Origin of the sequence: Prochlorococcus sp. MIT 1306 (assembly GCF_047304515.1) — a bacterium.
Lineage (GTDB): Bacteria > Cyanobacteriota > Cyanobacteriia > PCC-6307 > Cyanobiaceae > Prochlorococcus > Prochlorococcus marinus_D.
The window spans coordinates 1,469,226-1,491,540 of record NZ_CP138959.1 but is presented as its reverse complement, the minus strand read 5'-3'; the positions used below and the strand labels follow the sequence as shown (position 1 = coordinate 1,491,540).

Genomic DNA, 22,315 nt, shown 5'->3' with positions numbered 1-22,315 from the left:
TTTGTTTGCGAGGGTTTTCTTCGCCTTTGCTTGTTGCAGGCTTGGCCCTGACAGCACTAGTGCTTGGTGCCCAGCCCTTTCCTTCTCAAGCAATGGTTGTCGTTGCTGTGCTGTTGCTGATTACGGCTCGTTTCTGCTTGATTCGTCTCGGCATGACCCAAAGCAGGGCTACAGCATTGGCGTTGATGTTGCCATTGTTGTTGGCATGGGCTTGCTGGTGGGGGCAGCCGAGGCCTGGACCTTTGGAACCTGTGCGTTTGTTGGCGAGTGCCGGTTCTTTTGATCGTTCCTCGCGCCTACCGCTTCGCAGCAGCCTCGAAGGCCGGCTGCTGAGTGATAGCCGATTGCTTGGGGCTAGCGAGTTTGGGGCTGATAGTTGTCGTGCCTTGTTGGCGGTGAACCGGATCAATGGCCTGCCGAGGCATGGCCGTAGTGAAGTTCAGCTAAGACCTTGCCCTCAGCTTTTGCAGCAGGGTTGGCGAATCCGTGTGCATGGTCAGTTGCGCGCTCCGGCTCTAGGGCCTCATTCGCTTCTGCCTGGGCCAGCGGAGCGGCTTCAGCAGCAGGGAAGTTGGAGCCAATTCTGGGGTGATCAGGTTGAGGTGTTGCAACGTCCCTGGACGCCCATCGCCGATGCTCGTCGCCAGGTCGCCATGCGCTTACAGCAACTGGCAGGTCCACGTTCGGGAGGATTGCTGGCGGCTTTGGTGTTGGGTCGTGCCCAAGTTGATCTGCCGCTTGATTTGGTTAAGGCGTTCCGCGTTGCTGGCCTTTCCCATGCCTTGGCGGCTTCGGGCTTTCATCTTTCTGTGCTGTTGGGAGCGTCGCTGGGGATTGCTCGGTTGCTGCCAAGGTCCTTCCGTTTGACGTTTGCTGCAACGGCACTGATCAGCTTTTTGATGCTGGCCGGTCCACAACCGTCGGTTGTGAGAGCTGTGTTGATGGGTGGCACGGTGTTATTGATTAATGAGGGCGGAGGCCGCAGTCGTCCTCTAGGGGTGTTGCTAGCGACTTTGGTGCTGATGCTGTTGGTGAATCCCGCCTGGGCGCGTTCGATTGGTTTTCAATTGAGTGCGGCAGCTACTGCCGGATTGGTCGTCACAGCAGGGCCCCTAGAGCAGGCTCTCTCCAATCGTCTACCTACATGGCTTCGAGGGTTGGCACCGGCGCTGGCTGTTCCTTTGGCCGCAATCGTCTGGACTCTGCCACTACAGATTGTCCATTTTGGATCCACTCCTGTCTATGCCCTATTGGCGAATCTGCTGGCTGCTCCTTTGTTGGCGCTGCTCACCCTCTCAGCGATGGCGTTGGTCTGGTTGTGTTTGCTCTTGCCTGCTGGCTTGCTGACTCCATTGCTGAATTGGATAAGTTGGCCGATCCAGCAGTTGGCTGGCTTATTGATTGCTCTGGTGCGTTGGATCTGCACTTGGCCAATGGCGCAGTTGTTCACCGGTCATCCCCAGCCTTGGTTGGTGCTGTTGTTGGTGTTGGGATTGCTGCCATGGTTGGTAACGGGATTGCGTCACTGGCGTCACTGGGGAGTGGTTGCGTTGTTGGTTTGTTCGTTATCGCAGGCTGTTGTACAGATGGGCGATGGACTCGTGGTGGTGCATCAGCGCAGTCGTCAATGGTTACTAGCTAGGCATCGTGGGCGGGCGGTTTTGATTAGTACGCATGGAGATGGTCGTAGCTGTTGGCAGGCTCGTCGGCTGAGTGAAGCGTTTGGCCATGCCCGTCTTGATTGGGCGATGGTCTTGGATCCGGTTGCCAGTGAGGCGGCGTCCTGTTGGCGAAATCTGGCCCATACCGTGCTGGCTGAGCATCAGGGTGTGATGCCTTTGCAGGTTGGACAGCGGTTAGTCAGTCCTGGCCTGGAGGTGAGACCAATTGCTGCAGCAGAGCAGAGTTTGCAGTTGCGAGCTGGTCGTTTGCGTTGGCATCTGCTGCCAACGCGTCAGGCCTATTGGAGTTGGCGTGATCGTCAGGGTTTGGATGACGTGGAGCGTCAACCTTTAGTCAAATCAGAGGGTTTGACAGGGGTATGGCTTGGCTTTGTACCAACTTCTCTTGAGCGGCGATGGTTGGTAGAACACACTGCAGGGCGGCTTTGGGTCAGTGGTAGAGCCAGCGGCTCCTTCAGCATGGTGGCCTCAGCGTTTTAAAGTTGCCTTGCGTCTTTACTGGCGTCTGGAGAGGTGGCTGAGTGGTCGAAAGCGAACGACTCGAAATCGTTTGACGGGCAACCGTCCGTGGGTTCGAATCCCACCCTCTCCGTTTTTGACTGTCTCAACTGGTGCTGACTGTGGGCTCAACCAGGCTCCTGTTTTGTGAAAAAGCTCTGGTTTCAATCTTTTTCAATAATGAATGGAATAATTTATAGATTAAAGAATTTGAAAAAAATAATAGACTGATTAATTAAAATCAAGCCCTAGAAAGGATTCTTGCTGTAAAAATCTACTGCATAGATGCTATGCATGTCTTCCCTGTGGCTAAGGAAATTTGATGCTAATGAACCAAAATAATAAAACCTTGATGCTCAAAAATTGAGTGAATACTAATCATTCCATCCGCTCAGTAGGGAGGCATGGTCATCAAGCAGTGACCATGCTTAAATATTTATATCTTGCACATATCACTAAAAGCAAGTTAATGCTCACTAGGTTTATGTATTGCCGTGATAAATTATGCGTTGCTTCTTTGGCTGTCATGAGTAATTGGGTAATGGGAAAATTATTCAAAATCATAGCTTAAAGTAAAAAAATATGGGCTTATCGCTCATGGGTAGAGTAGGCTTCTTGGTAAATTAATTGAACGCACTATGGAAATAGCTAATGAATTCCAAAGGATGCGAATGGCATATGATTTGTACGGATTTGTAAAGATATCAAATTCCTTGGAACAATGGCAAGTGGATGGCATGGAAAAGGCCTTCGATAATTATTACTTAAAAGTACAAGGCCATACAGCCGAAAGTTCTCCAGAAAGATTACCTTTCTTGGGAAACCCCATAGAAACAGAACCCGATTTTTTAGATCTTTTTGCCTCATCAAAATATGTTCTTTCGTGCCTTGATGTAATAGCAGGTGATGACTGCCAATATTTAGGATCTGACATCCTTGCTGTTTATGATGACTCTATTGGAAGTCATAGAGATACATTATATTCAATAGATGTACCAAAAGTCCTCATTTGCTTGTCAGACTGTTCTGGCTCTTCAAATTCATTCCCTAAGGAAATTTATAATAAAAATTTAGCAGGATCTTTTGCTGTAATGTCTGGAAGTCATTATCCAGGTCTTCCATTCAATGCATTTTCTGCCCAATTAAGTGATTGGCCTGGTCTAACAGAATCTCTTAGAGTCGAGCTCTCTCCACATTTTCTTAGGGGTGACCAAAGAAACAATGGAGATTTTCTATATCCTCATATAGATTGTGATTCTCGTTATCAAGGATATTCAAAGATACCTTTTAAGCGAGGTGATGTAATTATCTTTTCAACAAGAGCATTGCATGCATTAATCCCTACATTTAGTAATCACGTTACTAAATTATTTGGTGTTTTATTTATAGAAGGATTCTCGAAAAAATTTGGAAAGTCCTTGCCAAGCAATATTCAAAATATGTCAGAGAATGAGCTTTCATATATAACGCTGCCATATAATTTGAGGTTGGCTGATGCAATCACAAAGGATTGTAGCTATGAAAAAGCTCTAAGAACACTAACCGATTGCCCAATGGGGCTAGGAGGTGTTCTTGAAGGAAGTAACGATTTCGTTAAAAGTATTTTTAAGCCTAAGACTAAAATCTACGACATGGTAGAAGAGTCTATTGATATGATTAAAGAAAGGGTCTTTTCTAATGATAGGAATGTAATAGAGCATTTCCATGCAAACTTCAATATTCAACGTCAATATTTGAACTCCTATTTGCCACGTACATACCCCCAAAGTTTATTGAAGGCTGGCCTTCCGAATTCAGAAAATGATCAAGCTATCTCTGAGTATCGAGATAGATTAACGACTAAGGATGCAAAAGGATTTAGCTTGAGGAAGCTCTTCCGTGACTTCAGGCAAGATCCTGGCCGCTTAAAGTCAAGATTAAAGAAAAGGTTGATAGAATCTTTCCTTGGAAGGATTAATTGATGCATTTATATTAAACTCTTATATAAGAATCCCTTTTGCCATTAAGGATTTTCAGTCACTATTCTGCTTTGCAGAAAAGCATGTTTGAGCTCCAGTGACAAATTTGATAATTAGACCAGAAAATAAGGAGTCACTTTTTACATTTTTTGGGGTACAGTTTCTCTCTTAGTTAATCATAGGCCCCTTCGACTTATTGTTGGATGGAGTATTGCTGCTTATCACCAAACCTCTATATTGGAAGTGACTATGTTTTTTTAGTAGTGTTTCGAAATCAAAAGAGAAATAAATGTCTAGAGGAAATCAATAGGCGTAGATTCAGCAATTAAGATTATTTTATTCTTAGAGGGAATACGAAGAAAAAACTTTGTGATCTAGATGGCGCATTGGGGTTGGCAGCGCTTCCGCCGTTCCATGCCGCAAAACCAGAGATCAGTCTTAGACATTCCATCTCTGAATGTTCTTACAGTTCAATTGTCTTCTTGATAACGCCTTTTGTTGCCCTTCTGTTCTCTGCTACTTTTTTGTTAATGAACTCTGAGATCAGCAGTGATTCCCCCTTCAGCAGGCGTTTAACTTCTTCTTCTGATGGGATAAGTGTTGCACAGTTTGTCAGCTGAACATTAATCAGGTCATTGCGCCCTGAAAGATCGATCCGTTCATCTCCCTATTGTCGATAGCGCTGCTCAAGACACATGGACGCCCCAATCTAAATCCAAGATATTCCTGCTAAGTGGACTGATCCGTTTTGCTCAAACCCATAGTGAAAACTGTATTACCGGATCCTTCTGAGCACGGGAGATCAGAGCAGTCACCTTCAACCACTTGACCCCACCAGCCCTCTTCGGTCAGTACAGACGTCTTGACCATGAAGGGTCCGATGGCACATTTCTCATGCATGCATCTGTCCCCCCCTTTTTTTTCGACCCAGAGGAGATGCAATGCATGGACCGCCGCCACTCTCAAATCCTCACGATCAGGAGGTTTTACATGGTCTTTAATCACTTACGCTATGCCGTCGGCAAGCAGTGCCAGTCCTTGTGGGCCAGGCCTATCCATCAACGCCTGATTCCTCAAGGACAACACCTCAACAGCAAATGCCATCAATGGATCATCAGAAGGGAGCTGGGGGGCGGATGGGTGCCTGAGGTTGCTTAGATCGCCCAAGAACGATTGAGAGGGGCAAATAGCGCCTTGTTTACCCCAAGCGCTGCCCCTTGAATTTTCTGATTGATGCAGTCCTGCACGGCATCCTTTGTCCAAGCAACCTGTTGAGGTCCAGTCTGGATTCATCTTGGGAAATTCTTTTCGGCGATCATCTTGTAAATCGTCGACTTAGAGAGTGATGTCATCTCTTTTACTTGATTGGATCCCAGGGAGATTGCTTCACAGGCTCTTAGACAGATGCCCTAGTCTTGCTTGCAATTATATGCTTTGATGATGAATTTAGCAGCTTTCGCTATAGACAAATGTATAGTGAAAATGTTTGTAGATATTGCTTGTTGATCTTACTTAGTGGTCCTGATTGGTTTGCTGCAGTGTATATTTCCTTCAGATCGATGGACGCCCTCTACATTTTATTAAATAATCAGGAGTTGTCTTGATTTGCCACTTTCACGTGGATACGTTGCAATGACTGTTGTTTTAAGCGTGAGGAATAGGTCCCAAGTGTTCATGGTAGTTCAACTTTAGACAAAATGTGTTGGGGATGTTAGGAGGTTTGATTAGGCTTTAGATTGTTGTGGATTAGCTACTCTAAACTGCTAGCGTAATCTACGCTAAATTAAAAGCTCTACCAATCCTGTCCTTAAACCTTTTGGTACTCAATATGAAAATTCATCGAGATATTCGAAAATGAAGAAGTTCCAGAAGTTCCTTCTGATTTCCCTTTGCGTACTAGCAGCTGTTCTCTTTTATTACTTTATTGTAGTCGAATGGAAAGAACAGATTAATCAGATTGTTTTGGATATGGGGATATGGGCGCCTTTAGGAATATTTGTCCTTAGAGGTATTAGTACTATTTTCCCTATTATATCAAATCTCCCATATGCAATTCTTGCTGGAAGTGTACTGGATTTCAAAACTGCTTACATAACAATTTTTTTGGCTGACTTTATCTCTTGCCAGGTGGCATTTTTGATAGCTAGAAATTTAGGACGTGAACCTGTTCGCCGCTTGGTTGGAATAAAAGCAATGAAGAGAATTGAAAGTTTCAATCAAAATCAACTAGAAGGAAATTTTTTCCTAATGACTGGAGTACTAATGACCGGGCTTTTTGATTTCCTCAGTTACGGCTTAGGATTAGGAGGGACGCAGTGGCGACTCTTTACATCTGCTTTATTCCTTTGTCTTGTGATTTTTGACGCTGTAGCCGTTGCTATAGGTGCTGGATTGGCTGATTCTGTATATATAGTAATTGCAATGGTTGGTATGTTTGGGCTTGCTATTATTACTGGTTTGATTAAAAAGAAGGTCTCTATCTCTAATTAATAGCAGCAAGAATAATTTTTAGCTCCTTGACTAATTTGAGATTAACTTTATTTTAAATGACTTTGGAAGCGTTAAATTTGTTGGGGAATATTTCCTCGCTTTTCTTGAAAGACTTATTTAGGTGTGTTCAGGTCTGCTCTCTAGCGACCTGCTTAACGAGCACCCTCTCCTTTGCTTGATACTTCTTCAATGGTGAAAAATATGAAAATTGCTCGAGGCATATCAAAATGAATAAAATGCGTATGTTTTCCTCATTGCATTTTGGGTGGAAGTATTTGTTGTTCTGGTTTACCTCATACAGACATATGGCATTGAGCCGCTTCGTAATGCGGTGGAAAGTCTGGGCATCTGGGCTCCTTTGGGGATAATGCTACTTCGTGGGATTAGCATCATTTTGCCTGACTTACTTAGTTCTGTATATTCACTTGTAGAAGGTTCTCTATTGGGGTTTAAAACAGGATGCGTAACAATTATTTTAGCTGATCTTATCTTTTGCCAAGCAGCATTTTTTATAGCTGGAAACTATGGCAAAGAGCCTGTTCGCCGCTTGGTTGGAGTGAAAGCAATGAAGAGAATCTAAGGCTTCAATCAAAATTAACTGGATGGAAACTTTTTCCTGATGACCGGACTCTTAATGACTGGACTTTTCGACTTCCTCCGCTACGCCATTGGCATAGGAGGAACAAGTTGGCGTTTGATTACTCCAGCATTAATTGTAAGTCTCTTGATTAGTGATTTCATCATTGTCGCTGTCGTTGCTGGAGTAAGTTAGGGGGCGGTTTTGATGCTTGGAGCTGCTCTACTTTGTATGTTTGTACTTGTTAGTGTCGCTTGCCTTAAGAAGAAGATGATCTCTAGTACTAATAAACAGGATTCAAAATTGTCTTGCTTCCACCATTTTTTCTGAAATCAGTCTTTAGTGAAATGGGCTTAGCAGAGATGGTTCAGTGTGCATGGATTTTTCAACCACTTTGAGCCAATTCTTACCATAGATGACCTTTTGTTTTCTCCTCTCCCTAAGTGCGAGGACGCTCTCTCAACTTTTTGGCCGTTCAGCAGTGTTTGCTAGAGATCGGCACGTCCAAAAGGTTTTGATTGCTGCTGGACTCTTAGCTTTTGTTCTAGCCTAGGTTTGTTCTGCGTATGTCAGGAGATTCTGGCAAAAGCTTTTATCAAGCCAAAAATGGCCTAAATGATTTGACTTGAATTCTACTGACCTTCCTGTGACAGGCAAAGAAAAGTCCACTAATAAAGGGGTTTCTAGCCTGGTTCAGGGAATCCAGCAACGCTTTCAAGCCTTTGTCACTAAACCAAGGGGTGCGTCCAAGGCCACGCCACAGCCTTCTGCTAAGCAGCCCAGCCGGACCGACAGTAGGGTCCAGGATTTCAGCCATGTTTCACTGCAGCCCAAAGACTCAAAGTGGGCACGCTGCAGCTGGAGCATCAGCAAAGTCGATCAGCAACGGGCAAAAAAATCAAAGGCAAAAGCCCTATGTCTGCGGCTGGTCGATCTGTACAGCCACGCCGATGCCTTGATCAGTAGGCATGCCATCAAAGAAATTCTTGTCGACAGCGAGGCTCATGAGTGGTTCCTTCCTGTGCCGATGGGTGGCCGTGACTATCTCCTTGAGCTGGGCTATCAGCTTCCTAAGGGAGGTTGGCTTTCACTAGCGTTTTCAGAACCCGTATATGTGCCGCAGAGCGATCCTTCTGAGCAGAGTTCTGATAGCTCATATAGCTCTTTCCGCCAGGAGCAAGACTTCGCCTCCCAACCTTTTTCTCCGACTTCCTCTGTTGCTGAAGTTGCTGATTTTGGTGATGACGGAATGCACGAGCAGATGTATCAGCGTGCAATTTCAAATCATCCCAACCCCAGCTTTGGCATTGGCTCGGAGACTCTTCAGGGGGATGGTCGTTCCGATCGCACCAGGCGGTTGAGTAATGATTCTGGCTCTGGATGGTTGGACAGTGGTCGTGGACAGTTTTTACGCCGACGCCGTGAATCTCAGCAGAATGATCCCGATAATGCTTCTGATTCTGATTGGTTCTGACCGGTTGGTGATCATTTCGCTCATTGTTTGCTTCTGATCTGTATTGGTTCAATAGTTGGTTCATACAGACCAGCGATCGGTGTATGAGTTGATCAATCGCTAATGAGGGTTAGTCACGCGGTGTGGTGTCCCAAGGAAGTCTCATGAAGTCCCAGAGCGCCCGCGCTCAATAAGACGAAATGGGTCCCTTTTGTCATAGTTATAAGCTGAAAAAATAGAGTATAAGTTTATTACAATAATTGAGCCTTCATCAATTCACAATGTGTTTGGAAAAGGGCAAACAAAATACGGTTTTCATCGCAACTCAAAGCAAGATAAAACCATGATCTTCTTACACATGTACAAGATTTGGTAAGGTTCTACTTCGGTTTTCTGCGCCGCTGGGTAATGTCTTAATCATTTGATGCTCTGAGGAGAACATTATTTTTGGTAGGGTAAGATTCAATTACTTTCTCTATATTTGGCTTTGCTTTTGATTGTTGTGATTGTTGACTTATTGTCAACAAGTGCCACCCGAGTACGAACAGACTTTGAAACCTGAGCTCATCCAGATAAAGAAAACAGCATCTTCATCTGGAGAAGGGTGTGATCAAGAGATTGGCATCTGCGAAGACTGCAATTCATTTGAGGGTGAAGTTCTTCTCTCTGAAGGTTGGTCTTGCGATGACGATGAGTGCCATGTCGTCATTTGATTTCTTTACGACCTCAGACAGCCAATAGTTTCTTCAGGGTATAGGGATACTGCTTGAATTTATCTTCATTACTTCTTACTGAATATTATAAAGTACTGTCTCCAGCAATCCTTCTGAAGTCTTTCTTTCTCTTAGATGCATCGAGGTGTATTATTTAACCAATCGGCTAAGTGTGTAATCATGACAAATAGCTGAAAAGTTTAAACTTTTGCTGTAAAATAAAATAAAAAATTATGGATCCACGTAAAGAGAAATATCGCAAAATATTTAAAGGAGTTCAGGATGAAATGTCTTTATTACTTCTAAAGGAAACGAAAAAGCTTGAACCACTTGACGTTTCTATTAAGGCTTCAAGTTCAAGGGCTTCAGCCATTAATAAGCTTAGGATTGACATGTGTGAACCCTTACAACTGCAGCAACATAAAAAGAAACTTCTTTGTGTTGAATTAGCAGGTAGTAGATCTGGTAGAGAGATTATAGAGGCTTTGATTGCGGAGGAAAGTAATAATCAATCCAGACTTCTTTTTGTAGAATTTGGCAGTTTTATGGGAGCTTCATCTAAAAGGTGGAGTCAGGTTGTAGATCATATTGATGTCATCACTGTTGATCCATGGATTGATGATTTAAGTGAATATCTATCTGAAATTAGAGTCTGTCCTATACGTAACTCGATGGTTAAAGGTTTCTCCCATGACGAGTATTCCCAAATGATCGAAGACCTAAAGGCCATGGGTATATTTTATTATGTAAAAACATTACTCAATGACTATAAAAATATATTGCCAATACGTGGTCGATCGCCATATTTGTTGTTTCAGCTTCATCTCAGAGGTATTTATCCAGACATTATTTATTACGATGCAAATAAGAGTGGCGTGGATTTGAGAATTGCCCTCGAGTTGTTTCCTTTCAGCATTCTATGTGGTGATGATTTTATGTGGAAGGATGAGAATGGTCAAATCCCTTTGCAAGCTGCTTTGGAAGAGATTCAACAGATCTACGGGGGCAAGGTAGATTTTCTTGGCCAGTCCTGGATTCTTCGTCGATAAAGACCATGTGTTGACTTGAACCAGTGTTTGTGATGGCTACTTATAACTATAAATTGAGGAGTATTTACTATAATTTGAGTAGTTGCTATTTCATATTGAGAACATAATGGCCTTCCTTATGCGTATAATTTGATATCAGCACGCAATGTTTGCTTTCTTTATATGATTGGCTTATGCTTGTTTCAAGCACTAAATTATGACGAGCGAATTTATCTCAATCCATTGGACTTTATTTCCCCAGTCTTTTTTATTTGGTGTTATTGTCTTGACCTAAAAGTTGCAATAGATCTCTATTGGTACCCTTATTATTCGAGTTTAGATTTGCCAGATCAGCATTAGGCCCGTGTTAATTTGCCACTTAGTATAAGTTATAATAACATGAATCTATCTGTCAAAAAACAACTAATAAATATTTTTTCTTGTAGAAGAAGTTGTTAGTACGGTAAAACTATTTTTCACCGCTCATCATGAATAAGAACCAAGAAACATCTCTTGTGATTAACGTGTCTAAATTCATCCGAGGATCTTGGAAGTACTTATGATGAAATATTGGTTGAGGGTAACGAGTAATAAATTAGCATTTTTCCATATATATGCATACGTCACTTGAATTGGATATAGTGAAGTATTGGATTAAGAGGACGAGGGTTGCTTAAAATTGGTCTCAATAGACAAGACTATATTTCTTTAGAACTATTATAGCCGAGGTTTTTAGGTGAGATCTCAAGTAAATTGAGAATAGTTTTCATGGTAAAGGAGTTAGAGATAATCAATTTTATACGCTGAATTCATTCGTCCTTAATAAAGGCAACAAAAAATAATTGAATATGGCGAAACTAAAAAAAAAGAACTATATTGAATTAACTTAACTAGAACCATGAAGCCCAGCAATATTAATCAAAGTATGACTAGAGATGGATTCATATTGATTAAAGATAGACTTGAAGTGGCACCAATATTAGAAATTTATCAAGAACACATAATGGTTAATAAAAAACGAACCCCAGCGACACAGACCGTTTTCAATAAATACGGTTTCTATAGCAAGGAGATGAATCCACATCTACAGAGCGATAAGGTATGGAACTTAATACACTCACCTAAAATAGAAGAATGCCTTATGGAATTACTTAAAGGCCCGATAGTTTGCATTAACAGCATCTTTGTGGCTAAGGAACCTAAAAGTAATAGCTTCTTAACACCACATCAGGATAATATCTACTGGGGACTAAGGACAAACGGAGCTGTAAGCGTCTGGATAGCCATTACAGGTACGAACGAAGAGAATGGATGTATGCAAGTACTTCCTGGAAGCCATAAAAGTCCTCGATACCATAAACAGGAAAAACACATTGATAATATTCTGCAGATGGGAGAGAAATGTCCTTTAGATGACGAAGAAGAAAAAATGATGCCTATCGAACTTAACCCTGGCGAGTTTAGCATTCACCATTGCCAAACAGTTCATATGTCAAATAGAAATCGGAGTAACAATTGGAGAATAGGATTAGTAGGAAGATATGCTGAATTAGATGCGCTATCAGAAGAGCATTCTGCAAGTAAATGCTATACATATATGAACATAGATAATCAACATAGCATCTACAAGCCTGATGGAGACTTTGTTCTAGGTGCAGAGCAGAAAAGAAAAGTATTCGAATTTAATAGAAAATATTATAGGGTGCTTAATAATAGTGCAGCAAGAATATTGCGTTAATACCTATGACTAATGTATGGGTATATGGAATGTTTGATTTGGATAATTATGGTGATTGCTTGTTCCCACTCATAATAAAAAGTCGTCTCGATGGCTTATATAATAATCTTCATTTTGTCAGTTTAACAGGTCACAAGACCCAATTCGAAGATTCTGTAAGTTCAATTAGTTTCGAAAATGCAGAATCCCTGGTGAATCATGGTGATATCGTAATCATTGGTGGCGGAAATGTTATAGGGGATTTTCCTTTGACTTTTTTTGAAGACCAAAATAACCCCTATGGAAAAAAATTTAGTGGAGAAGATCTTTGGCTAACTGCAATAGAAAATGCATTTTTTAGACAAGCAAAAGTTGTTATAAGTGCCGCAGGTGCGTTTGCACCCTTAAAAAAATCAACTCTTAGAAGATGGGAAGCAGTCAGAGAACAAATTTGTTATATTAGTTGGCGAGATCATAGTACTTGGAGGATTTGTGGCCGACGAAATGGTGAATATATTGTTCCAGATATAGCGATGGATCATAAATTGATTCAGATAATTACTGGCTGTAAACATATTAAGAAGGTTGACGAGGTACTCGTGAATGCACGTCCAAGATCAATTAGAAACGATGAGTTTCAACAAATGTGCAAAACTATATCTAGAATTGGCGAGAAACTAGACTTGAAAGTTAGATTAATCGCCATATCCAAATCTCATGCTGATGACAGAGTGGCTCAAGAAATGAGTAGACATATCAATGGAAGTGTATATTCTGGAAGAGAGACTTCATTATGCCTCGCTACTTTGAAAATAGCTAGATCACGCTTAGTTATTACTTCATCTCTTCATGTATATATTGCTGCAATTGCTGCTAATTGTAATTCGGTTGTTGTTGAAAGGCCTCGATATAATAAGTTCAAGGGTTGCAGGTCTCATATCTCTAAATCTGGTATATCAGTTGGTGATTGGTCTTCTTTAGATGGCTTGATTATGAGCTTAGATCAAGCAGAAGGCTGTATTGATGACTGCCAAAAGAAACTAGACAAGCATTGGAATAGAATAACTTCAATATTGATTGGCAATCATGAGCAACAACGCCTATATTATTAATAGTGCCTTTGACGGTGATGGAAGTGCCTCTCTCATCCAATCAACAAACTTCAAATATCGATGGGCTAAGCATTGGATATAATGATTTCAGATCATGGCTACTAAAATATGTCGACGATGTCTGGGGCTTACCCGATGGTTTTGATATGGATAATGGTGATATATGTTTTGAAGAGATAGGATTGGACTCTTTAGAAGCTCATATGATGGCCTCATTGATTGAGGATGATTTTAATATTACTTTTGATCCTGGCATCCTACTCGAACACAGCACTCTTAATAAATTGGCAAGTCATTTTACTAAGTGATATATTATGAATCTATCAATTATAATTGGATGTTATGAATTAACTACTCAAATAGAAAGAACAATTGTCTCAATACATAAGGCTCTTCAAAGAGTTCCCAATATTACAAGTGAAATCATAATTGCTGATAATTCTCTTAAAGCTATAATAGATACTAGCAAAAGCAAGGAATTAAATTTTGTCTTGCGAGAATATGGTCATTTACGCCAGCCAATTCACCACATTATTAATGACTCTGTCAAATACTCGAAAGGAAATCTTTTATGTGTAATGATTGATGGAGCACGATTATGCTCCAAAGGAGTCTTTCGTAAAAGTCTAATACTCTTTCAACATGATCCGAACTGTTTGATACATATTCCTAATTTTCAAATAGGACCAGTACATCAGATGTATGCCTCTGAAGTGGATTTCGGCTTAAAAGATGAAGAAAGATTACTCATTGATTTGGGTTGGCCAAATGTACATAGTGTTGATTTGATACGTGCATCAACCCTGGAAGAACATGCAGGGCTAGGACCAACAATATTTGAAAGTAACTGCTTACTCGTAAGTAGAAGGATTTGGGACAAAGTAGGGGGTTATGATGAAAGGTTTCTCAGAATGGATGGTGGTTTTGCCTCTGCTGACTTGCTATACCGATTGTCAAAAGTATGTAGTGCATTATTAATTTTGAAAAATGAAGGCTCTTTTCACCAGTTACATGGTGGAAGTACAACAATTAGTCCAAAACAGACCGAAATTGGATTAAAGGATATGACCACTGAATATAGACAAATAAAGGGATTTCCAGTTAGAAGATCTTTCGGAAAGCCCGTAGAAGTTATAGGTCAACAAATTCTATAGATTCAAGAAGAGTTGTTAGTTCTTTTACTTCGTTGTATGTTTTATTTGCCTCTTGAAAAAAGCTATTGGCAATAATAAGAGCAAGCTCAGGATTTTTGTTGTTTATCTGAAATCTAATATTACGTAGTTGCAAGAACTTATTATCAGGATGTTTTGAAACAAGAAATTCAAGTAATTTCTCAAGGTCCTCTTTTTTTTTCAGAATATGTAATAGATCAATTTCTAAAAGATTCACACGAAGTTCGTCTGGGAATGAAATTTTAAGCTCCTCAAGACATCTCAATGCTCTAGTAATGCGATAGGTCTTGATTAGATGTTTTAAATGCCATAACCTTTGCTCAAGTACAGGCTTAGTATTATGGTTTGAAGAATCGTATGGTATAGACAAGCTAAGTCTGAAATTATTTGAGAGGTGTAATTTTGAGTCTGACTTATGGCAGAGGTATAGATAATCAGGCGTCAACGTAACAGGGTCAAAAATTTGCAACTCTAGTACTGTAAAACCATTCAGAGATGTACACAGCAGTTGATAGAATTCTCTCCCATAGTTTCTGTAGTGATTATGGGCATTAGGATCTGGGTAACCCCAATCGTCTGTTTTAGGGAAGATTGCTGGGCTTGGTACAGTTATAGAGATATAACCTTGAATACGAAGAATTCGAGATAGTTCCTTCAGTGCTTTCTTGTCATCTCTTGTATGCTCAAGTACATGATTTAATGCAATAAAGTCATAACTTTCATTAGGTCGAGCTATGTCACAAAGATCCAAATGGTTATCTCCATTATAAATACTATATTCAAACGTTTTAAACCAAGAAGGTGAGATAGATTGATCTTTGCTAAACATAATCCCTGCATCTAGAGCAGAATCTGGAATTCCAAAATTAACGAGAGCAGAGAATACTGCTCGATGTCTTGGCAAAGATCCACATTTATTACACAAGCGCTTTAGACGGAAATGTGAAGCTCCACCAGGACTAAAACTTTTTGTTTTACAAATTGGACAGATATTCCGATTGTTATTAAATTCAGGCTTACTAGTCAGTGAATTAAATATGTATTGACGTGTAATAGGTAATTGATTAGGATGACGTTCTGGAAGTCTTTCTATTCGTTTTGAAAAAGGAGAGTAGCTAGAAATCAGTTTATTTATATAGGTCCAGTGACCCTCGAGTTTCTCTTCAAGCATTTTAGATTTTTTCTGTATAGAGTACGAATCCTCCGGCACACTATTCTCTGACTCTAGGAACTGTAACCAAGAGGTATAACGCTTGAAACCTAATTCAATTTGTAAATCATCGAATTTATGTAAATTTCTGGGAGCCACAAGAATAAGGGGTGTTTTATAACAAGCAGCAGAAATTGCTCCATGGTATGAACAACCAATATATAAAGAAGCATAGGCTATTAAAGATAGACTTTCTATCAGACAGAAATCAGTATTCACTAGGGTATGTTTGTGCTTCAAGAAAAAGGATAATTTTGTAAGGACTAACAAATCTCCATGACATAAGCCTAAAGGTAGAAGAACTAAATGATAATTATTTTGTTCGCAATATGAATCTAGGTATTTAGCAAGCGATTCGATGCTAATATCAAGATATTCAGGCTTAATATTTACCACGAGTAAGTTTGAAGTTGAGATCTTATTTTTTTCTCTAAATCTATCAAAGTGCCCATATAAATCTGCCTTTTTGTATATTGATCTTATGCTAAAAGAACTATCGGGCATGTATTCAATAGGACCATCGTAAAACTGTCTAAATATATCCACTGAAGTCTTGTCACGCAAATAAACTGGTGAGAATGAAGTTTGTGAAATCCACCGAGAAATTGTTTTTTGAAATGATCCAGTAAATAATGTTTTATCCAGACAACCAGGCATATTCCAAACGATAGGAACATTATATCTAATTGATTGTATGAGAGGACCTACCCAAATAGAAAGTGCTGCCAGATCGATGTCATCCGACCACGACATGTGTTCAGCTAGTGGTTTTAATGATCGAGTTATGATGTTGCCTCCACCTATTAAAATTAGACAAGGTCTACCAGATACTGTTATCGGAGTTGAAGGTAATGAGTCATGAAATAGAGTAGGTTGGCCCTCTGGAGATATTGGTAAGAGTCTATAGTCACTTGTTATTTTTTTCTGTGCTATAATAGGCATAAGTAAATCTCCATAATTATCTACATCAAAAGTTCCATACATCCATACATCATGAGATCGATAGTTCATTTTAAAGAGTTCCTTTTAATTTACTCAGGCTAATTCATATTCACAAATAGGCGAGCGTATTATGATAATATATATCAATATTTTAAAAATTCTGGTCAACAATAGGTCATAGTGAGGATTAGTCATTCCAATATCTATAGGATTCATTAACCATTACAATAGAGCCTGTCACTAATAGAAACTCTTTGATCGTTTTCAAAACAACTCCCTTCAGCTCCTATTCAGCACTAACAACCAACTGTTAATTCCAAACCACTCATGATGATAGTTGCTTATGTTCTTTTGGAAAGTATAAATAAACAACCTGGCAAACTTGAATAGTTTCCACACAAAAAACACTATTTATTTTGAACATACCATCTATCGTTTGTCAATTTCCTGGTTTGTATATATTCTGAATAGATTTATTTAGACTTGATCCTTACAGCTAGCAGATCATTTTTTCGTAAATCATAATTTTTCAACTCATTTCTGCCTACACACACCTGACTGGAAAAGATCATAAAGAAGATTTAATTGTGTTTCCTTTTAACTATAATTAAAAAAACTTAATTAGACATGAACTTATTGGATCAACTTGAGACTGCAAGCCAAAAAGGAAGCAAAGAGTTTAGGCGAATCCTAGATATGCAGTTCGCGAATTCACCACCAGTACTAACACACCATAGAGTTACCAAAGATGTTTATTTTTGGGTTATTGATTGGATCAATACGACCCAGCAAATATTTGACCCATTTGTTCTTTTTCAAGATATTCGTGAATTTGGCGAATCGCAATTCTATGGTTTAGTCGCAGAGGCAAAATGGGCGATTAATGATGAGCAATCAGCTCGAGTAGCAGCACAACAAGCCTTAGACTTTGACCCTTTCTATGCTCCAGCTCACAATTTGATGAATATTATGGATGGCGTGGACGTTGAAAACGTTGGTAACAAATTTATCTGTTGTCAACCCTTTACTCAAATGGAATTAAAGACCATAGCAGGACGTGACCAATTTACATTTTGCTGTTTGCAATGGAGCCCCTATTTAATAACCGGATTAGACTTACATAAAGATGAAGATATTTGGAATAGCGAGGGAGCTCGCGAATTCAGAAAAAGCATATTAGATGGAAATTATAAATATTGTAACAAACGAATATGCACTTTGTATAACAACCCTATTCACAACATGGTAACAAGAGAAGAAACTAGGGCAACATCAACATTAACATCAACATCAATTAAACCTACTAAACTTTCTCCAAAAAGACTTATTCAATCAGACTTTATGCGCAAACAGACTCAAAAAGTAGATCCATACTTCGTTGATCGACCTAGACATATATTTATAGCTTATGATGAAAGTTGTAACTTAGCATGTCCTTCTTGCCGTAAAGGCATTAAAAGGGTCAGCGAGAAAAAAAGAATAGAAATGGATGATCTTTTTGAGAGCCATGTCAGACCACTCTTAATTAATGGCAAAACTCATCTAACAGCATCAGGTCACGGCGATCCTATTGGAAGCCCACACCTTAGGAATAAGCTTAAATCAATAGTTGGGATCGAATATTCAGGAGTAAAAATTAATCTTCAAACAAATGGCCAATTACTTGATGAATACGGTTGGAATGAACTAAGTAATATACTCACTAAGATAGCAGATATTCGAATCTCTATAGATGCAGCCACAAAAGAAACGTATGAAGTTGTCAGGTTCCCAGGTAACTGGGAAAAGCTTTTAGCCAATTTAGACTTGACTAAACAGTACAAGAAGAAACATGGATTTAGGTTTATAATCAACTTCTGCATCCAGTCCTTTAACTTTAATGAGATTATGCAATTTGCAGAACTTGGACAACAATATGGAGTAGACAAAGTAAATTTTCAACAACTTATTAATTGGGGCACCTATTCTTCTGAAGACTATAAAAATCGCAATATTGCTGATGTTAATCATGTTCGTCATGATGATTTTAAGCAACTATTAACTCATACTTTTTATAAATATCCTAATATTCAACTCTCATCAGGTCTACGGAGATTTCTAAACAGATAGTCTTTTTTTCAATCTCTTTACGCAGATCACGATTGTGTCTTTATGATTTAATTTGCAACTGTACGTTTCTTTAGAAAACTCAGTATCATTGGAGATGTTTACTTCTAAATGATCGGTTTTTATTTTTTCGAATACAATCAGCAATATATAGATCAATCCCCGCATATTTTCTCAAGCTGATACGAATCATATCTATATTTATCATAACCCCCATTTTACCTATAATGGGCATATTAACTATCAATCACTAGTATGGCAGACGAAGCAATCCAAGAGCTTTATTCATTCTTTAGAGCATTAGAGCAAGATAAGCACTTGAAAGAACTTTATTTTAACTCGGATAACCGTGAAGAACGTCGTCAGATCATTGAGAGACAAGGCTTTGATTCAGCGTTGATACTGAACGCTGTTAATAATATTGAGATTAACATCGATGATAGGAACACTACGATCAAGGATTGGCTAGATAGTAAAAATGTAGACAGAAGCAAGACTTCTCCTGTACGAATTATTCTTTCAGCGATACAACAAATTGATACTAGTAACAGTTTAGCTCAGATTACATCATCGTATCAACAATATAACTCTAGTCTAGAATCCCAGGCCGGAGGCGCTGGTAAACCGTATAAAATGCCAGAAGCCAAAGAGAGTGGTTATGCTAAAAACGTAGAATCTGAAGTGTCTGGCGATGTAGATAACCCGGGTGACGTAACCAAAGATATAAATGAGATTCGAAGTGCATATGATGATGTACAAAATGCCGGTGAATTAGAAAGTAAAGCAAAAGATATAGAGTCTGGATTTGATCAAGTGTCTGAACAGAATGTAGACAAAACAGTAAATGAATTTCGTAAAGATATTTATAACGATGCCGAGCGTGAGCTAGATCTTCAAGCACGTAACATTGAGAATGATCTAAAAGATAAGGCTAGTAATGCTCTATATAATCAACTAACATCAGATGCTAAGGTTTTACAAGATGAGCTTGGAGGAAACGCAAGTGTAACGGTTCAAAAGGAAGCAGATGGATATTCCTTGGATATCGAAAAATCTGCGAGTGGATCCCTTGAATCTGGTGGATCAACTACAGTAACTGATGGAGCAACAATAGATGCAACATTAAATATAACAGCCAATGATCTCGAAGGCCCTGCTGAATTAAATATTAAAGGAACTGTTTCAGTCGATGGAAATGTAAACGCTGACGAAACCAATAGCAAAGGAAGTATCACTGGAGATGCAAAATTCACAGATGCAGGCTCCGTAGATATGACAATTGACCCACTTAATTCAACAGATGATTCTGTTAAAACTACTACATCAGGGCCTAAGATTGATTTAACAGCAACTGTAGATGAAGCAGAAAAAGAGTCTTATAACAGCAAAAATGTAACTCTTGATGGCACTACCACAATTAAGGGAAATATTGAAGAACAAATAGACGTAGATGTTCGTGACCCTTCTGATACTACCGTGAAAAATGTTGGCAATGACCTTGATATCAACCAAAGCCTAAAAGCTTCAGCTGATATAAAAGCTACTGTTGGCGATCTAGAACTATCTACCAATCTAAAGGGTAGTATTGATGCTAACTTAGATGTAAGTAGTTCTGGAGCAAAACCTAGTATTACGCTTGGAGAGATCTCTGCTGATGTTGGTGTTTCTGATGACAAACCTATTGATTTAGGTACCTATGATGCTGGAGAAGATGAAGTCACTGTATATGCGAAACCATCAGGTTCTCTAGATTTAGATATTGACCCTAATGATCAAAGTGTTACGGTTACTGATGCAAGCGTAAATCCAAATATATCAGTTGATGCTGTTCCATCATAATTCTAATCTTTTAGATTCACAATCTATTCCGTTACATCTTCAATCTGAGTTCCCGTAATATCATTCAGAGTATAATATGAGTCTAGAATCAATCCGTAAGTATCTGCGAAATTAGAAACGATTTGAGCAGCCTCAATTTCAGCACGGTAAACTATTGTGGGATCAACATAACCTATAGCAAACCTTTTTCTTTGAGACTTTAATGCTCTGATTGCATCAGTGTAACTTCTAACAAGTGGTTCAATTAGCATTCTTTGGTAGTTTAGTGTATTTATTGCTGAAACTGCAGTCTCAACAAGTTGTTGTTTTAATGCTACAGATCTCTGATTATATGAATTGGATTGGCTTTCATAACTTTTCGCCTCTTGAAAACTCGAAAAACCATCAAAGATGTTCCATGTTGCGTTCATTCCAATATAACTTGATAGTTGTTGACTCCATGCTCCAGATGGCTGAGTAGGCGGTGAATATGACATGCTTCCTTGTGTCCCAACAAATGTCATATATCCAAGCACTGACAACTTTGGTACGTATTCTTTAAGGGATGCTTTTGCAAGACTCTTATACTTAGATGCAATGCTACTAGATGACTTTACCTTCGGATAGTTGTCTATTATTTTCTCTGTCTCACTTATTGATAGAGGCCACTTAGACGGTAGTTGTATTTCTGGAGGTAATATTAATGTGTTTGACTGTTTTATCCTCACTATTAATTTTAATTCAGAACTATTGTTCTCGTAATTCAGGATCGCAGAATTCAGCTTATGAAGTATTTCATTGGCCTGAGAGCTCAATGTTAATATCTCAGTGCTTGGCAGATAGCCTGATTCAAACTGGCTTTTATAAACACTTAGAATCTTTTGGTATGATTTAAATTGATCAAGATAGCTAGCTATCTCATATTCTAATTTAACTAGGCTTGTCAACAATTTTGTAGTTCTTGAAGCAATCTGATGTGCTGAATACAGAGAGTCTTGACGAGCTGACTCGTATGAATGCTTTGCAGCATTGATTGTATCTGCACGTGACGGATCAAAAATGGTCCAATTTAGTGTGACTACTGGATACGCTTGTGTGTAAGAACTTGTCGTTGTATACGGGTCCACCAGACCTACAGATGAACTTCCCCCACTTGATGTCGATATTGGATCACTAGGTTGAAATGCAGTTCCTGATACAGACGGATTCGATGAATCTGATGGTGAACCATAATTTTGCGTATTTGAGACAAATGTTTTTAAGACTGATCCTGAACTTAGGCTCAAGTTTGGATACCATGTGGCAAATGCTTTCCTTACTAGCCACCTTCTTTGATCAATATCATCTATCTTTGATTTTAAAGATGGGCTATATATTAGAGATCGTATTAGCAGAGAAGGTGAAGATAAAACAACAGCCATATTTTCAGTTTTTATTGGCCTGCACCTTTTTTTGAAAATTGATACATTTGAATCATTGTTTGCTATACAGAGTAAATATATACTGTCAACTGTAAATAGCTTCTGTTGGTCTATTCGATATTGTGAGGGCTTTATTGTCTTCTTTATTAATTCTAATTGTTTCCCTGAAAGAGTCTCTATCGCAATATCTTTGAACAGAGAATTATCATTGCTCTCATTGACTGAGCCTTTACTTACATCATTTTGGCTCACTATTTTCAAATTGTTTTGATTACTATACACAGGATTGATTGTAGTAATTAATAAGGTTGCCAGCAATAAACTTGGTTTACGATATAACCTTGTTCTTATTTTCCACCATAACCAAAAATTGTTTTCCACGGAATGGCTTCATGTGCTTTTAGTCTAACAACATTGT

17 protein-coding genes and 1 tRNA gene are annotated in these 22,315 nt (G+C 39.3%); 15 read left to right on the top strand and 3 right to left on the bottom strand.

Going from position 1 to position 22,315, the window contains the following annotated elements; all coding sequences use genetic code 11:
* The first annotated feature begins 26 nt into the window (after positions 1-26).
* From SIB74_RS07530 to SIB74_RS07515, 4 genes are all read left to right on the top strand, one after another.
* Positions 27-2,162 (top strand): ComEC/Rec2 family competence protein, encoded by a 2,136-nt coding sequence (locus tag SIB74_RS07530; protein WP_063395645.1) that lies wholly within the window; start codon positions 27-29, stop codon positions 2,160-2,162.
* A 27-nt stretch (positions 2,163-2,189) separates the two neighbouring features.
* Positions 2,190-2,274, top strand: a tRNA-Ser gene (locus SIB74_RS07525).
* Positions 2,275-2,851: 577 nt separating this feature from the next.
* A complete protein-coding gene (locus tag SIB74_RS07520) occupies positions 2,852-4,141 on the top strand; it encodes a hypothetical protein (RefSeq protein ID WP_156486090.1) in 1,290 nt (429 codons plus the stop codon).
* 822 nt (positions 4,142-4,963) lie between these two features.
* Positions 4,964-5,296 carry a galactose oxidase gene (locus SIB74_RS07515; RefSeq protein ID WP_231906024.1) on the top strand — a complete coding sequence of 111 codons (333 nt, stop codon included), beginning with the start codon at positions 4,964-4,966 and terminating at the stop codon, positions 5,294-5,296.
* Positions 5,297-5,427: 131 nt separating this feature from the next.
* Here the strand turns inward: SIB74_RS07515 and SIB74_RS07510 are convergent, their stop codons facing one another.
* The gene (locus SIB74_RS07510; protein WP_231906038.1) at positions 5,428-5,490 is read right to left on the bottom strand and encodes an AlpA family phage regulatory protein; all 63 of its coding nucleotides are present in this window, start codon (positions 5,488-5,490) and stop codon (positions 5,428-5,430) included.
* 502 nt (positions 5,491-5,992) lie between these two features.
* Here SIB74_RS07510 and SIB74_RS07505 point away from each other — a divergent pair.
* From SIB74_RS07505 to SIB74_RS07465, 9 genes are all read left to right on the top strand, one after another.
* Positions 5,993-6,628, top strand: coding sequence for a TVP38/TMEM64 family protein (locus SIB74_RS07505; RefSeq protein ID WP_063395547.1), 636 nt, complete (start codon positions 5,993-5,995; stop codon positions 6,626-6,628).
* Positions 6,629-6,893: 265 nt separating this feature from the next.
* Positions 6,894-7,208, top strand: a complete 315-nt coding sequence (locus SIB74_RS07500; RefSeq protein WP_413681623.1) for a hypothetical protein — start codon at positions 6,894-6,896, stop codon at positions 7,206-7,208.
* Between the two features lie 39 nt (positions 7,209-7,247).
* The gene (locus SIB74_RS07495) at positions 7,248-7,400 is read left to right on the top strand and encodes a hypothetical protein (RefSeq protein ID WP_369818012.1); all 153 of its coding nucleotides are present in this window, start codon (positions 7,248-7,250) and stop codon (positions 7,398-7,400) included.
* A 430-nt stretch (positions 7,401-7,830) separates the two neighbouring features.
* Positions 7,831-8,679: a DUF4912 domain-containing protein gene (locus tag SIB74_RS07490; protein ID WP_063395528.1), complete on the top strand. Its 849-nt coding sequence runs from the start codon at positions 7,831-7,833 to the stop codon at positions 8,677-8,679.
* Between the two features lie 925 nt (positions 8,680-9,604).
* Positions 9,605-10,420, top strand: coding sequence for a hypothetical protein (locus SIB74_RS07485; protein ID WP_063395546.1), 816 nt, complete (start codon positions 9,605-9,607; stop codon positions 10,418-10,420).
* Positions 10,421-11,297: 877 nt separating this feature from the next.
* Complete coding sequence (locus tag SIB74_RS07480; protein ID WP_082818458.1) at positions 11,298-12,137, top strand: phytanoyl-CoA dioxygenase family protein; 840 nt, start codon at positions 11,298-11,300, stop codon at positions 12,135-12,137.
* A gap of 29 nt (positions 12,138-12,166) precedes the next feature.
* Positions 12,167-13,228: a polysaccharide pyruvyl transferase family protein gene (locus SIB74_RS07475; RefSeq protein WP_197463270.1), complete on the top strand. Its 1,062-nt coding sequence runs from the start codon at positions 12,167-12,169 to the stop codon at positions 13,226-13,228.
* 23 nt (positions 13,229-13,251) lie between these two features.
* Complete coding sequence (locus SIB74_RS07470) at positions 13,252-13,536, top strand: acyl carrier protein (protein ID WP_413681621.1); 285 nt, start codon at positions 13,252-13,254, stop codon at positions 13,534-13,536.
* Positions 13,537-13,542: 6 nt separating this feature from the next.
* Complete coding sequence (locus SIB74_RS07465) at positions 13,543-14,382, top strand: glycosyltransferase family 2 protein (protein ID WP_063395542.1); 840 nt, start codon at positions 13,543-13,545, stop codon at positions 14,380-14,382.
* Here the strand turns inward: SIB74_RS07465 and SIB74_RS07460 are convergent.
* Positions 14,360-16,594, bottom strand: coding sequence for a polysaccharide pyruvyl transferase family protein (locus SIB74_RS07460; RefSeq protein WP_074159123.1), 2,235 nt, complete (start codon positions 16,592-16,594; stop codon positions 14,360-14,362). The two genes, SIB74_RS07465 and SIB74_RS07460, sit on opposite strands and share 23 nt — an antisense overlap.
* 594 nt (positions 16,595-17,188) lie before the next feature.
* On the opposite strand from SIB74_RS07460, the gene SIB74_RS07455 reads away from it, so the two are divergent.
* Both SIB74_RS07455 and SIB74_RS07450 read left to right on the top strand, forming a co-directional pair.
* The gene (locus SIB74_RS07455) at positions 17,189-18,661 is read left to right on the top strand and encodes a radical SAM protein (RefSeq protein ID WP_063395540.1); all 1,473 of its coding nucleotides are present in this window, start codon (positions 17,189-17,191) and stop codon (positions 18,659-18,661) included.
* Between the two features lie 252 nt (positions 18,662-18,913).
* The gene (locus SIB74_RS07450; RefSeq protein ID WP_063395539.1) at positions 18,914-20,497 is read left to right on the top strand and encodes a Nif11-like leader peptide family natural product precursor; all 1,584 of its coding nucleotides are present in this window, start codon (positions 18,914-18,916) and stop codon (positions 20,495-20,497) included.
* A gap of 23 nt (positions 20,498-20,520) precedes the next feature.
* On the opposite strand, the gene SIB74_RS07445 is transcribed toward SIB74_RS07450, so the two are convergent.
* Entirely contained in the window at positions 20,521-22,278 is a 1,758-nt protein-coding gene (locus tag SIB74_RS07445; RefSeq protein WP_156486087.1) for a TolC family protein, read from the bottom strand.
* Positions 22,279-22,315: the final 37 nt, after the last annotated feature.

Coding starts and splice junctions, on each gene's coding strand:
- SIB74_RS07520 (WP_156486090.1), top strand. CDS start 2,852: ATGGCATATGATTTGTACGGATTTGTAAAGATATCAAATTCCTTGGAA.
- SIB74_RS07505 (WP_063395547.1), top strand. CDS start 5,993: ATGAAGAAGTTCCAGAAGTTCCTTCTGATTTCCCTTTGCGTACTAGCA.
- SIB74_RS07495 (WP_369818012.1), top strand. CDS start 7,248: ATGACCGGACTCTTAATGACTGGACTTTTCGACTTCCTCCGCTACGCC.
- SIB74_RS07485 (WP_063395546.1), top strand. CDS start 9,605: ATGGATCCACGTAAAGAGAAATATCGCAAAATATTTAAAGGAGTTCAG.
- SIB74_RS07480 (WP_082818458.1), top strand. CDS start 11,298: ATGAAGCCCAGCAATATTAATCAAAGTATGACTAGAGATGGATTCATA.
- SIB74_RS07475 (WP_197463270.1), top strand. CDS start 12,167: ATGTTTGATTTGGATAATTATGGTGATTGCTTGTTCCCACTCATAATA.
- SIB74_RS07465 (WP_063395542.1), top strand. CDS start 13,543: ATGAATCTATCAATTATAATTGGATGTTATGAATTAACTACTCAAATA.
- SIB74_RS07460 (WP_074159123.1), bottom strand. CDS start 16,594: ATGTATGGAACTTTTGATGTAGATAATTATGGAGATTTACTTATGCCT.
- SIB74_RS07450 (WP_063395539.1), top strand. CDS start 18,914: ATGGCAGACGAAGCAATCCAAGAGCTTTATTCATTCTTTAGAGCATTA.